10 protein-coding genes, 3 tRNA genes and 1 pseudogene are annotated in these 13045 nt (G+C 66.8%); 10 read left to right on the top strand and 4 right to left on the bottom strand.

All coding sequences use genetic code 11. The annotated features are described in order from the left end of the window. The 3 genes from lon to VFL64_RS09810 form a co-directional block, all read left to right on the top strand. Positions 1-1527, top strand: a 1527-nt coding sequence (lon, locus tag VFL64_RS09800; RefSeq protein WP_489540193.1) for an endopeptidase La, incomplete at its 5' end; no start/stop codon positions are given. A 102-nt stretch (positions 1528-1629) separates the two neighbouring features. After that, positions 1630-1705 (top strand) — tRNA-Gly (locus tag VFL64_RS09805). 56 nt (positions 1706-1761) lie between these two features. Continuing rightward, a tRNA-Cys gene (locus tag VFL64_RS09810) sits at positions 1762-1835 on the top strand. Positions 1836-1895: 60 nt separating this feature from the next. Here the strand turns inward: VFL64_RS09810 and VFL64_RS09815 are convergent. Beyond that, entirely contained in the window at positions 1896-2519 is a 624-nt protein-coding gene (locus VFL64_RS09815; RefSeq protein WP_489540194.1) for a hypothetical protein, read from the bottom strand. A 207-nt stretch (positions 2520-2726) separates the two neighbouring features. Between VFL64_RS09815 and VFL64_RS09820 the strand changes: the two genes are divergently transcribed. Together VFL64_RS09820 and VFL64_RS09825 are read left to right on the top strand one after the other, a co-directional pair. Continuing rightward, a complete protein-coding gene (locus VFL64_RS09820) occupies positions 2727-4049 on the top strand; it encodes a UDP-N-acetylglucosamine 1-carboxyvinyltransferase (RefSeq protein ID WP_489540202.1) in 1323 nt (440 codons plus the stop codon). Positions 4050-4090: 41 nt separating this feature from the next. Beyond that, entirely contained in the window at positions 4091-5272 is a 1182-nt protein-coding gene (locus VFL64_RS09825) for an acetyl-CoA C-acetyltransferase (RefSeq protein ID WP_489540195.1), read from the top strand. On the opposite strand, the gene VFL64_RS09830 is transcribed toward VFL64_RS09825, so the two are convergent. Beyond that, positions 5273-6304, bottom strand: a complete 1032-nt coding sequence (locus VFL64_RS09830; RefSeq protein ID WP_489540196.1) for an MBL fold metallo-hydrolase — start codon at positions 6302-6304, stop codon at positions 5273-5275. A 65-nt stretch (positions 6305-6369) separates the two neighbouring features. Between VFL64_RS09830 and VFL64_RS09835 the strand changes: the two genes are divergently transcribed. Together VFL64_RS09835 and VFL64_RS09840 are read left to right on the top strand one after the other, a co-directional pair. Then, complete coding sequence (locus VFL64_RS09835; RefSeq protein WP_489540197.1) at positions 6370-8025, top strand: ExeA family protein; 1656 nt, start codon at positions 6370-6372, stop codon at positions 8023-8025. 11 nt (positions 8026-8036) lie between these two features. Beyond that, entirely contained in the window at positions 8037-8705 is a 669-nt protein-coding gene (locus tag VFL64_RS09840) for a general secretion pathway protein GspB (RefSeq protein WP_489540198.1), read from the top strand. A gap of 54 nt (positions 8706-8759) precedes the next feature. Here the strand turns inward: VFL64_RS09840 and fusA are convergent, their stop codons facing one another. Further along, complete coding sequence (gene fusA, locus VFL64_RS09845) at positions 8760-10793, bottom strand: elongation factor G (protein WP_489540199.1); 2034 nt, start codon at positions 10791-10793, stop codon at positions 8760-8762. A gap of 566 nt (positions 10794-11359) precedes the next feature. Here fusA and VFL64_RS09850 point away from each other — a divergent pair. Beyond that, positions 11360-11800, top strand: a complete 441-nt coding sequence (locus VFL64_RS09850; RefSeq protein WP_489540200.1) for an OsmC family protein — start codon at positions 11360-11362, stop codon at positions 11798-11800. A gap of 26 nt (positions 11801-11826) precedes the next feature. Continuing rightward, positions 11827-11918 (top strand) — tRNA-Leu (locus tag VFL64_RS09855). An 8-nt stretch (positions 11919-11926) separates the two neighbouring features. Here VFL64_RS09855 and murI read toward each other — a convergent pair. Continuing rightward, positions 11927-12727, bottom strand: coding sequence for a glutamate racemase (gene murI, locus VFL64_RS09860; RefSeq protein ID WP_489540201.1), 801 nt, complete (start codon positions 12725-12727; stop codon positions 11927-11929). A 177-nt stretch (positions 12728-12904) separates the two neighbouring features. Between murI and VFL64_RS09865 the strand changes: the two are divergent. Next, a pseudogene (locus tag VFL64_RS09865) lies at positions 12905-13045 on the top strand (electron transfer flavoprotein subunit beta/FixA family protein); the annotation flags it as partial.

Here is a 13045-nt window from a genome sequence, read left to right on the forward strand (position 1 = left end):
GACGTGATGTTCATCGCCACGTCGAACTCGATGAACATTCCGCCGGCCCTGCTGGACCGGATGGAAGTGATTCGTCTCTCGGGCTACACGGAAGACGAGAAGGTCAAGGACCGCATCCTCGAGTACCTCGCGGTGCAGCAACGCGTCGACAAGGTCAAGGCGCCGATCCTGTGCCTGGTCGGCCCCCCGGGCGTCGGCAAGACCTCGCTCGGCCAGAGCGTGGCGCGCGCCACCGGCCGCAAGTTCGTGCGCATGGCCCTGGGTGGCATTCGCGACGAGGCCGAGATCCGCGGGCACCGTCGCACCTACATCGGCTCCATGCCGGGCAAGGTGCTGCAGAGCCTGTCAAAGGTCGGCACGCGTAATCCGCTGTTCCTGCTCGACGAGATCGACAAGCTGGGCATGGACTTCCGTGGCGACCCGTCGTCGGCGCTGCTGGAAGTGCTCGACCCTGAGCAGAACCACACCTTCAGCGACCACTACGTCGAGGTCGATTTCGATCTGTCGGACGTGATGTTCATCGCCACGTCGAACTCGATGAACATTCCGCCGGCCCTGCTGGACCGGATGGAAGTGATTCGTCTCTCGGGCTACACGGAAGACGAGAAGGTCAACATCGCAACCCGCTATCTCTTGCCCAAGCAACGCAAGAACAACGGCGTGGCCGATGAAGAGCTCGAAGTCACCGAATCGGCTGTGCGAGGCGTGATCCGCTACTACACCCGCGAGGCGGGGGTGCGTTCGCTTGAGCGCGAGGTGTCGAAGATCTGCCGCAAGGTGGTCAAGGGCATCCAGCTCAAGACCTACACCGGCAAGGTCGTCGTGACGGAAGAGAACCTCAACGACTTCCTCGGCGTGCGCAAGTTCAACTATGGCCGTGCCGAGAACGCCAATCAGGTGGGCCAAGTGGTCGGCCTCGCGTGGACCGAAGTCGGTGGCGATCTGCTGACGATCGAGAGCGCCGTGATGCCTGGCAAGGGCAACATCATCCGCACCGGTTCACTCGGCGACGTGATGAAGGAGTCGGTCGAAGCAGCACGCTCCGTGGTGCGCAGCCGCTCACGCCGCCTGGGCATCAAGGACGAGCTCTTCGAGAAGCGCGACATCCACATCCACGTGCCCGACGGTGCTACGCCCAAGGACGGCCCGAGCGCGGGTGCCGCGATGACGACGGCCTTCGTGTCGGCGTTGACGGGCATTCCGGTGCGTGCCGACGTAGCGATGACCGGCGAAATCACCCTGCGTGGTGAGGTCACGGCCATCGGTGGCCTCAAAGAGAAGCTGCTGGCCGCGCACCGCGGTGGCATCAAGACGGTGCTCATTCCTGAAGAGAATGCAAAGGATCTTCAAGACATCCCCGAGAACGTCAAGAACCACCTCGAGATCGTGCCGGTGAAGTGGATCGATCAGGTGCTTGAGATTGCGCTCGAATCGGCACCGCAGGCCTTGGCCGACGAGGAGCCGCCGAAGGTCGATGGCGTGAAGACTGAGGCGCCGGCCGTCACGGGTGAATCGCTCAAGCATTGATTGAACGAAAAATGTGCCTCGGGCTTGCCGGTTCGAGGTTTTTCGTCCTATAATGCGAGCTTCGGTTGATTCAGACAGCGTCTGTTTTAATCGAGGCACCAAGCGGGAGTAGCTCAGTTGGTAGAGCGCAACCTTGCCAAGGTTGAGGTCGCGAGTTCGAGCCTCGTCTCCCGCTCCAGATATCCAAAGGGAAGCTTCGGCTTCCCTTTTTGCCAATAGACTCCGGTTTCACGGGGCGCGATAGCAAAGCGGTTATGCACCGGATTGCAAATCCGTATAGCCCGGTTCGACTCCGGGTCGCGCCTCCACCTTCAGCTCAACAAAACGCCCCGATGAATCGGGGCGTTTTGCTTTGTGCGAGGCAATGTCTATTCGAAGGTCTGTACCGCAACGAGCCTGCCGTTGCCAGGCTCGAACTCGCAGCGATAGCGGAACGGGATCGAGTTCATTCCCGGTGCGCGCTCCACGGCGCCGATGCCTTCCAGGCTGGAGCGGCCCGCGGGCGCGGGGACCAGTTGGCGTGAATCGGAGCCGAAGGCAATGCGGCCGACGCGCGGATGCTTGTTCTTGAGGGCCGAGGCCACGGCGGCCTCGCATGCTTCGGGTGACACGCTCATCAGATCAGGTTGCCAAGGCTTTTCTTCTACAGCGCGCAGCGCCGCTGCGTCGCGGAACACGATGCCCGAGGTGGCGCCGGTCTTGGTGTTGTACGCGCAGCCGTAGGTGAAGGGCATGGAGGCGCCACCCGGGCCTTTGTAGCGCCCGGCACCCTTGACGTCGGTGTCTTCACCGGTGGTGGGCGCGAGTACGCGCTTGTCCTTGTTGAACTGCACGTCTTGCGCTTCGCGGCCACGCATTTCCTTGATGGTGTCGATGACGGCGGCCTCGCAGCCTTCGGCTGCCTTGACTGCGTCTGCAGACGGTGCAGCAGCGCGGGCGCCGGCCGCAAGGAGGAGCAGGGCGGTCGTGAGTAACGGGATGCGTTTGTTCATGCTGGTTCTGTACTGCAGCGGAAGACAGACCTCATGGTGTCGGGTTTCAAGGGCATCGGCAATAGCGGTGTTCACCCAGGCTTCACACAGGGGCTGTGCGCTTCATACCAGCTTCGCAGGCCGCACCGATGCTGGCGCCGCGCCCACCGAGCCGGTGGCGAGAACCCAGGAGCCCACGTCGTGTCAGCCCGTCCCGCTTTGCAACAGATCGTTCCTTCGTCGTCTGCGGCCAACCACCTCGTCGTCTGGGGTGGCAATCCCTTGTCGGGCCGCATCGTGCCCTCAGCCAACAAGAACGCGGTGTTGCCTATCTTGTGCGCTACCTTGCTCACGCGGCAGCCCGTGCAACTGCGTGGTGTGCCCGACATCACCGACGTGCGCAAGGTCCTCGCCCTGTTCGAGCAACTCGGCAGCGAGGTGCATGCCGATTTCGAGCGCGGCATTGTCGGCATTCACCATCGCGACACGGTCTTTGATGTGAAGCGCCATCGGCTGCCGCAGGAGATGCGCTCGTCCATCATGCTGGTGCCGCCGCTGCTCGCCCGCTTTGGCGAAGCGCGCATCGAGAACGACGTGAAAGGCTGCACGCTGGGCGTGCGGGAGATCGACCCGCATGTGGAGGTGCTGCAACGTTTCGGCGGACACGTCGAGCGCAGCGACGATGCGCTCATCCTCCGCGCGGCCGGCCCCTTGCTCGCCACCCAGCATTGGCTCGACTACGCTTCGGTCACCACCACCGAGAGCTTCGTGCTGTGCGCCGCGCTGGCGAGCGGCACCTCGACCCTGACCAACGCCGCCTGCGAGCCGCACGTGCAGGAGTTCTGCGCCTTCATGTGCCAACTTGGCGCACGCATCGAAGGCATCGGCACTTCTCGGCTCACCATCGAAGGCGTCGATGCGCTCGGTGGTGCAGAGTTTCGCTTCACCGAAGACTTCCACGAAGTGGTCACCTTCCTCGCACTCGGGGCGATCACTGGGGGCGAAGTGGTGGTGCGCAATTCGTCGCCCGAGCAGTTCCCGCTGATCGACCGCTGCTTCGCCAAGTTCGGCGTGCATGTCACGCACCGCGACGGCTGGTCGCATGCCCGTGTGCTCGGCAAGCTGCGGGTGTGCGAGCCTTTCACGGCCAACATGCTGCAAAAGATCGAGGCCGCGCCCTGGCCCTATCTGCCGGTCGACCTGCTGCCCATCTTCATCGCCCTGGGCGTGCAGGCCGAGGGCAGTGCGATGTTCTGGAACAAGGTCTACGACGGCGCGATGGGCTGGACCTCGGAACTATCCAAGTTCGGCGCGCATGCTTTCCTCTCTGACCCGCACCGTGTGATCACCTTCGGCGGCAAGCCGCTGGTGCCGGCGGTGCTGGAGAGCCCCTACATCATCCGCGTGGCGATCGCGCTGCTGATGCTGGCGGCGAGCATCGATGGGCGCTCGGTGATCAGGAACGCTGCGCCGATACGCCGTGCGCACCCGCGCTTCGTGGAGAACCTGCGCAGCCTGGGGGCAAACATCGAGTGGAGCGCCAGCTCTTAGAGGCCAGAATCGGGTGCATTCATCCAGCAAAGGAGTCCCCCATGGCCGAGGCCTACATCGTTGCCGCCACCCGCACCGCCGGAGGCCGCCGTGGCGGCCGCTTGTCGGGCTGGCACCCGGCCGACCTGGCGGCGCAGGTGCTCGACGAACTGGTGCGCCGCACCGGCGCCGACCCGGCCTTGATCGACGACGTGATCATGGGTTGCGTGGGCCAGGCCGGCGAACAGGCGGCCAACGTGGCACGCAATGCGGTGCTGGCTTCCACGCTGCCCGAGTCGGTGCCCGGTACGTCAGTCGACCGGCAATGCGGCTCGTCGCAACAGGCGCTGCACTTCGCCGCACAGGCGGTGATGTCGGGTGCCATGGATGTGGTGATCGCCGCCGGCGTGGAGAGCATGAGCCGCGTGCCCATGGGCATGCCGATGACACTGCCGGCAAAGAACGGCCTAGGCACCTACGTGAGCCCGGCCATGCAGAAACGCTACCCCGGCGTCGAGTTCAGCCAGTTTCACGGCGCCGAGGCCATGGCCAGGAAGTACGGGCTGTCGAAGGACCTGCTCGACGAGTACGCCTACGGCAGCCACCGGCGCGCCATCGCGGCGACCGAGGCCCGTGCCTTCGACGAAGAGATCGCCCCTGTGGCGGTGCGCCTTCAGGACGGCAGCGCGAGCGGCGAGATGCACCGCGCCGACGAGGGCATCCGCTTCGATGCCTCGTTGGAAAGCATCCGCAGCGTCAAGCTCATCCAGGCGGAGGGCCGCGTCACGGCGGCCACCGCCAGCCAGATCTGCGATGGCGCCAGCGGCGTGATGGTGGTCAACGAGCGCGGGCTCAAGGCACTGGGCGTGCAGCCTCTCGCGCGCGTGCACCACATGACGGTGATCGGCCACGACCCGGTGATCATGCTGGAGGCACCCATCCCGGCCACCTTGCAGGCCTTGCACAAGACCGGGCTGAACATCGACGACATTGACCTGTTCGAGGTCAACGAAGCCTTCGCACCGGTGCCGCTGGCCTGGCTGCAGGTGACGGGCGCCGACCCCGCGCGCCTGAACGTCAATGGTGGCGCGATCGCGCTCGGCCACCCGCTGGGCGCCTCGGGCACCAAGCTGATGACGACCCTGGTGCATGCACTCAAGCAGCGCGGCAAGCGCTACGGCCTGCAGACCATGTGCGAAGGCGGCGGGCTGGCCAACGTGACGATCGTCGAGCGCCTTTCCTGACTACACCCGCGGCGGCAGCCGCAGCGTCTCGCCGATGGCGACGGTGCTGAACTCGTCGTCGACCAGGCCCTGCCGACGGCGCTCTTCGGCCAGCAGGCGTGGAGGTTCGTCGAGCGGCTCGTCGGTGAGCGCGAAGGTGCCCCAATGCACACCGAGCGAGCGCTTGGCGCCGAGGTCTAGATGGATCTTCACCGCCTCGGGCACGTTCACGTGCTGGGTGGACATGAACCAGCGCGGCTCGTAGGCACCGATGGGCAGCAGGGCGATGTCGAAGCCGCCGCCGTGCGCGGCCGACTGGCGCGGTGCCAGGCGCTCGCGGATGTCGGTGAAGTCGCGCGAGTAGCCGGTGTCGCCGGCATAGAACAGGTGGCAGTCGCTGGCGAACACCGCAAAGCCGCCCCACAGCGTGGTCATGCGGTCGTTGAGCCCGCGTGCCGACCAGTGGTGCGCCGGCAGCAGCATCACCTCGACCTCGCCCAGGCGGTGGCTTTCCCACCAATCGAGTTCGACCGCATGGCGGATGCCGCGTGAGGCCAGCCAGGGCTTCAGGCCCAGCGGCACCACGAACAAGGGCGGCCCGCCGCGCTGGCGGCTCAGCGCATCGACCGAGGCACCGTCGAGGTGGTCGTAGTGATTGTGTGAGACCAGCACGGCATCCACGCGCGGCAACTCGGCCAGCGCCACGCCGGGGGGCTGGTGGCGCTTGGGGCCAACCACTTTGCTGGGTGAGGCGCGCTGCGAAAAGATCGGGTCGGTGAGCAGGTTGAGCCCGCCGAGCTGGGCCAGCACGGTGGCATGGCCGATCCAGGTGACGGCCGGCTGCATGCCAGCCTGCGCGTTGGCGTGCAGGAAGGCCGTGTCGGGCGCCACCTGCGGCACGGGTTCGGCGGGCGGCCTCGGCAACCCATGGCGCGCCGCATCGAAGCGCCAGCGCAGCACTTCGGCCAGCGACTTGGGCTTGAACTCGCTGTGGTTGTTCTGGAAGCCGTCGGGCCGGTGATGGCGCTTGGCAGGGTCGTAGTAGGGGTTCATGCGCGGTGCAGGATAGCCCGTCTGGGCGGGAACCTGGGCAGGGCGGGGATAGACTCCCGGCCACGATGTACGCCAAATTCTTCGGCCTGCGGCAGGAGCCGTTCTCGATTGCTCCCGACCCGCGCTACCTCTACATGAGCGAGCGGCACCGCGAGGCCCTGGCGCATTTGCTCTACGGGTTGCGGGGTGGTGGTGGCTTCGTGCTGCTCACGGGCGAGATCGGAGCCGGCAAGACCACCGTGTGCCGCTGCTTCCTGGAGCAGATCCCCAAGCGCTGCAACTTCGCCTACATCTTCAACCCCAAGCTCACCGTCATCGAGCTCCTGAAGACGGTGTGCGACGAGTTCGGCATCCCGCTGGCGCCGGACCACCCGCGCGGCGAGACGGTCAAGGAATACATCGACCCGATCAACGAGTTCCTGCTCAAGACGCACGCCGTCGGGCAGAACAACGTGCTCATCATCGACGAGGCGCAGAACCTCTCCAGCGAGGTGCTGGAACAACTGCGCCTGCTGACCAACCTGGAGACCAGCGAACGCAAGCTGCTGCAGATCATCCTGATCGGCCAGCCCGAACTGCGCGACATGCTGGCCCGGCCGGAGCTGGAGCAACTGGCCCAGCGCGTGACGGCGCGCTACCACCTGCAGGCGCTGACCGAAGCGGAGTCGGCGCAGTACATCCGCCATCGCCTCGGCGTGGCGGGCTTAAGCGGGCTGGTGCCTTTCGATCGGGCGGCACGCAAGCGCATCCACCAGCTCTCGCGCGGCGTGCCGCGGCGCATCAACCTGCTGTGCGACCGCTCCTTGCTGGGCGCCTATGGCGCGGGGCGATCGCGGGTGGACCGCGAGACGGTCGACAAGGCTGCGCTGGAGGTGTTCGGCGAGAACGACGTGGCGGCCGAGCCGTCGCGGCGGGTCACGCGCGTGGCGGCGCTGGCCTCATTGGCCGGGCTGCTGGTGGGCGCGGTCCTGTTCGGTCTGGTGAGCTGGGCGACCGAGCGCGGCGCGGCGCGCCCGGCCGTGGCCAAGGCGGCCTCGGGCGTGGCCAGCAGCCCCGCCGTGGCGGCGGCGAGTGCGCCGGTGGCCGCGGCGGCCAGCGCCGTGTCTGCCGAGCCGGTGTTGCCGGTGCGCTTCAACCTGCTGAGCGAGAGCGCTGCGTGGCACGAGCTTGCTCCAGCCTGGAAGGCCACGCTGGGTGAAGGCGACCCCTGCGCCTCGGCCTCGCGCCAGCAGCTGCAATGCTTCAAGAGCGACGGCGGCCTGGCGCTGATCCGCCAGCTGGCGCGGCCCTGCCTGCTCACGCTCTACGACGAAGCCGGCAAGCCCGGCTACGCGCTGCTGGTGGGGCTCACGAACCAGAGCGCGAGCCTGCGCGCCGGTGGCGTGACACAGACCGTCAGCCTGCAGTCGCTCGCGCGCACCTGGCGCGGCGAGTTTGCCACCCTGTGGCGCATGCCGCCCAACTACGAGAGCAAGCTCGTCACCGGCAACACCGGGCCGGCAGTCGACTGGCTGGCGATGCAACTCGCCAAGGTAAACGGTGACAAGCCCCCCGCGGGCACGCAGAAGTTCGACGCCGGCCTGCAGGCCAAGGTGTCGGCCTTCCAGGTGGCGCAAGGCCTGCGCCCGGACGGCCGAGTCGGCCCGGTGACGGTCATGCAGCTCAACCGCGCAGCGGGTGTAGACGAGCCGCGGCTTCAGGTCGAGATGGCCTCCAACTGAAAGGCAGGGCGATGTCGTACATCCTCGATGCACTCAGGCGAGCCGACTCCGAACGCGAGCGCGGTGCCGTGCCCAGCCTGCACGCCAAGCCCGTGCCCCCGGCGCAGGCCGATGGAGACGACGACGAAGAAGACACGCGCCGCTCCAATCCCTTGCTGTGGGCCGTGATCGGCCTGTCGCTGGTGCTGGTTGCGGTGTTGTCATGGCAGTTCTTGGGCAGCAGCGGCGCTGCGACGGAGGTGCCGGTTCCGGTGGCTGCCCTGCCACCCGCGCCGCCGCCGATTCCGGCCCCCCCAGCTCCACGCCAAACGCCGCCGCCTGCGCAGTCGCTGGTGCTGCAGGCGCCGCCGGAGGCACCCGCTGCGCAGGCGAAGCCGGAGCCCAAGCCGGCGGCTGCGGTCTCCACCAAGCCAGCTGCAGCCAAGGCCTCGGCGCCGGCCGCGGATGAGCGCCCCGTGGCCACCTTCAACGAACTGCCCGACAACATCCGCCGCGAGTTGCCACAGCTGGTGATCGGCGGGGCGATGTACTCGCAGACACCGGCCAACCGCATGCTCATCCTCAACGGCCAGGTGTTCCACGAAGGCGACAAGGTGGCGGGTGAGCTGGTGCTTGAACAGATCCGGCTGAAGTCGGCGGTGCTGGCCTACAAGGGCTACCGCTACAGCATCAACTACTGAGGCCCCGGCGGACGAAGAAAAGGGCGCAGGCCCCGCGGCCTGCGCCCTCGTGGCTCAGCGGCTCAACAGGTGCGCTTGCACCTGCGGCGGCACCATAGCGTGGTGGTCGAACTGCATCGAGTACTGCGCACGCCCTGACGAGAGCGCACGCAGGTTGCCGATGTAGCCGAACATCTCCGCCAGCGGCACCTGAGCGTCCACCACGGCCGCGTTGCCGCGTGCGTGCTGGCCGCGGATGCCGCCGCGCCGGCGGTGCAGGTCGCCGATCACGTCGCCGAGGTGGTCGGGCGGCGTCACCACCTCCACCGCCATCAGTGGCTCCAGCACCACGGGCGCGGCCTGCGCCGCCGCCTCTCGCAAGGCGGCACCCGCCGCCAGCTCGAAGGCGAGCGTCGACGAGTCGCGCTCGTGGTGGCTGCCGTCCACCAGCGTGGCCTGGAAGTCCACCAGCGGGAAGCCCGCAAGCACGCCTGTCTCCGCTGCGCGGCGCACACCGGCTTCCACCGCCGGGATGAACTCGCGCGGGATCGCGCCGCCTACCACCTGGCTCACGAAGCGGATGCCTTCGCCGCGCGGCAGCGGTGTCAGCCGTAGCGTCAGCTCGGCGTACTGCCCCGGGCCGCCGCTCTGCTTCTTGTGCAGGTGGCGCACCTCGGCCGGTTGCGTGATCGTCTCGCGGTACGCCACTTGCGGGCGGCCGGTCGAGACGTTCACGCCGTGCTTGCTGCGCAGGTTCTCGAGCGTCACCTCGAGCTGCAGCTCGCCCATGCCCGAGAGGATGGTCTGGCCCGACTCGGCGTCTTGCCGCACCTGCAGGCTCGGGTCCTCCCGCACGAGGGCGTGCAATGCCTTGCCGAGCGCCTGCTGGTCGGCCTGGGTGCGCGGCTCCACCGCGACGTGGATCACCGGCTCGGGGATGCTGATCTCCTCCAGCACCACCGGGTGCCGGCGGTCGGCCAGGGTGTGGCCGGTCAGCGTGTCCTTCAGGCCGACGACGCCCGCGATGTCACCCGCCTGCAGCAGCGGGCGTTCCTCGTGCTTGTCGGCGTGCACCTCGTACAAGCGCGCGACGCGCTCGGTCTTGCCGGTGTGGGTGTTGAGCACCACATCGCCCGGGCGCAGCTGGCCTCGGTAGACGCGCACGAACACCATCGAACCGTGGGTGTCGGTCACGACCTTGAAGGCGAGCGCGGCCAGCGGGCCGTCGGGGTCCGCTTCGGGTTGGCCTTCGGGCACGCGCACGTCCTGCGGCGCGGGCAGGTAGTCGACCACCGCGTCGAGCAGGGGCTCGATGCCCTTGTTCTTGAACGCCGCACCGGCCAGCACAGGCACGAAGGCGCCTGCCAGCGTGCCATTGCGGACGCAGGCGCGCAGCAGCTCGGGCGAGGGCTCGTCGCCGTTCAGGTAGGCAGCCAGGGCGGTGTCGTCCTGCTCGACCGCGGCCTCGACCAGGCGGGCGCGCCAGGCTGTCGCCTGCGGCATCAGCTCGGGCGGGATGGTCTGGGTTTCGAACGGTTCGCCGGCTTTCGTTCCGTACCAGACGTGCGCCTTCATGGCGATCAGGTCCACGACGCCGTGGAAGCCGTCCTCGGCGCCGATCGGCAACTGCAGCACCAGCGGCTTCGTGCCCAGGCGCTCTTCCATCATCTGCACGACGCGCAGGAAGTCGGCCCCCACGCGGTCGAGCTTGTTGACGAAGGCGAGCCGGGGCACCCGGTACTTGTCGGCCAGGCGCCAGTTGGTCTCGGTCTGCGGCTCCACGCCGGCCACGCCGTCGAACACGACGATCGCGCCGTCGAGCACGCGCAGCGAGCGGTTGACCTCGATGTTGAAGTCGATGTGCCCGGGCGTGTCGATCAGGTTGATCTGTGTGCCCTTCCAGAACACGGTGGTGGCCGCGCTGTTGATGGTGATGCCGCGCGCGCGCTCCTGCGGGTCGAAGTCCATGGTCGTGGTGCCGTCGTGCACCTCGCCCATGCGGTGGTTCTCGCCCGTGTAGAACAGGATGCGTTCGGTGGTCGTGGTCTTGCCTGCGTCCACGTGCGCAATGACGCCAATGTTTCTGAGTTCTCGGGTGCGGTTGTTCATTCGGATCTTTCGTTGAAGGCTGTGTGCCAGCCCTCGGCGGATCGATCCGCGGCCAGGCTGGCGCTAGGAAGGCGCTTGCAGCGACACCACGCCAAAGGACGAGCGCAAGCCGGCCCGTGCTTTGGCGAAGTGAATCGTGGCGATCAGCTTGTCGAAGGTGCGCATGGTGTGAGCCGAAAAAACAAAACCCCGGAGGGAGTGCCTGCCGGGGTGTTGGGCGCGGAAGGCAGGGCAGCCTTCCGATGTGTCGAAAGGCCGTGACTAGGTGATGAGGGTGGCGTGCTTGCCGTGGTGGAGCTGCTGCATGGGTCGTGGCCTGTTCGTCCGTTGGGAGCCGGGATTGTCCCAAATGGGGTGTGGCCCTGCATTGTCAAGGGGCGATGTAGGACGCACACCCGGCCACGCCGCGCACTTGTCCGATGCCGTGCCTTGGGGCGGCTGTCCATACTCGGTCATTGCTTTCATCCGATTGCCATGACCACCATCCGAACCGGGCAGGCCCCGCCACGCGGTCCGTGCATCGCGCCCGAAGTGAAGGTTCTTCGTTTCAACTTCAAGGAGTCGCCATGATCGAGAAGACCGCCAGCGTTCACTGGGTCGGCCGAGGCAAGCTGGGCCAGGGGCGCGTCAGCACCGAGACGCGTGCCCTCAACGATCACCCCTACGGCTTCGGCAGCCGCTTCGAGGACGACCGCGCCGGCACCAACCCGGAGGAGATCCTCGCGGCCGCCCATGCGGCCTGCTTCACCATGGCCTTCTCGTTCGCGTGCGACAAAGCCGGCTTTGGCACTGCAGAGGTCGACACCCAGGCCCGCGTGCGCCTGGCCAAGGAAGGAGACGGCTTCCTGATCGATCGCATCGCGCTCACGCTGGAAGCGGTGGTCCCGGGCATGGGCGAGGCCCAGTTTCACGAGATCGCACAAACGGCCAAGCGCAGCTGCCCGCTCTCCAAGGCCCTGGCCAGCGTGCCCGAGATCACGCTGGAAGCTCGCCTCAAGGCCGAGTGAATGGGCCAGCCGATAATCCGGGCGCTGCCTGGGTGGTGAAACTGGTATACACAGCGGACTTAAACTCCGCCGCTTCTCGAAAGAGGGCGTACGGGTTCGATCCCCGTCCCAGGCACCAGACGGCTTTCACAAGCCCGGCGCGTTCTCCGTCTTGCAGGCAAACGGCAGCCAGCGCTGCGCAATGTCGGCAAGCTGATTCGCATTGCCGGTGGTCTGCAGCAGCACGTCCCGCTCCTGCGCCACCGATCCCCGCGCTTCGCCCACCAGCCGGGCCGCCTGACGCGCCACCGCGTCGGCCGTGTCGACCAGCTTCACGTCCGCACCGAACGCGGCCTGGATCTGCGCCGCAATGAAGGGGTAGTGGGTGCAGCCCAGCACCACCGTGTCGACCTGCGCCTGCTTCAGCGGCTGGCTGAACTGCTGCACCAGCGCGAGCAGCTTCGGGTCTTCCGGGTTGCCGTGCTCGATGAGGCCGGCGAGTCCTGGGCAAGGCTGGAGGAACACCTCGATGCCGCTGCTGTGGGCACTCAGCAGGCGCTGAAACTTGTCGCTGCGCAGCGTGGCCGGTGTGGCCATCACGCCGATGCGTCCGTTGCGCGAGATCGCCACCGCCGGCTTGAGGCCGGGCTCCACCGCGACGATGGGCAGACTGGGCCATCGGAAACGCAGGCTGGCCGCTGCCATCGCGGTGGCGGTATTGCAGGCCAGGACAAGCAAGCCTGCGCCTTGCGCCAGCAGGTGGCTGGCGATGCGGTGCGAGCGCTCGACGATGAACTCATCCGTGCGTTCGCCATAGGGCGCATGGGCCGAATCGGCCACGTAGAGCAGGTTGGCGCCGGGCAGTTGCTGGTGCACGGCCTTCAGCACCGACAGCCCGCCGACTCCTGAATCGAAGACGCCGATCAGAGGGGACTCGTGGGTGCTCATGGGGCGCGCAGTCTAGCAGTGGGGCTTTGGTGAGCAATTCGGTCCAAAGACATGAGACAATCAAAGAATCGAACGATCGTTCGTTTTTTCACGTTGAACGCTCGTCTGGACCCCTCTTCACGAGGGGTCGAAACCTAAAATTCATTCAATCCAATCCATGTTTCAGGAGAGTGCGAGATGAAAGTTCTGGTAGCCGTCAAGCGAGTGGTTGACTACAACGTGAAGGTGCGTGTGAAGAGCGACGGCAGCGGTGTGGACATCGCCAACGTCAAGATGAGCATGAACCCCTTCGACGAGATCGCGGTCGAAGAGGCGGTT

It is taken from the genome of Rhizobacter sp. (genome assembly GCF_035702065.1).
Lineage (GTDB): Bacteria > Pseudomonadota > Gammaproteobacteria > Burkholderiales > Burkholderiaceae_C > Rhizobacter.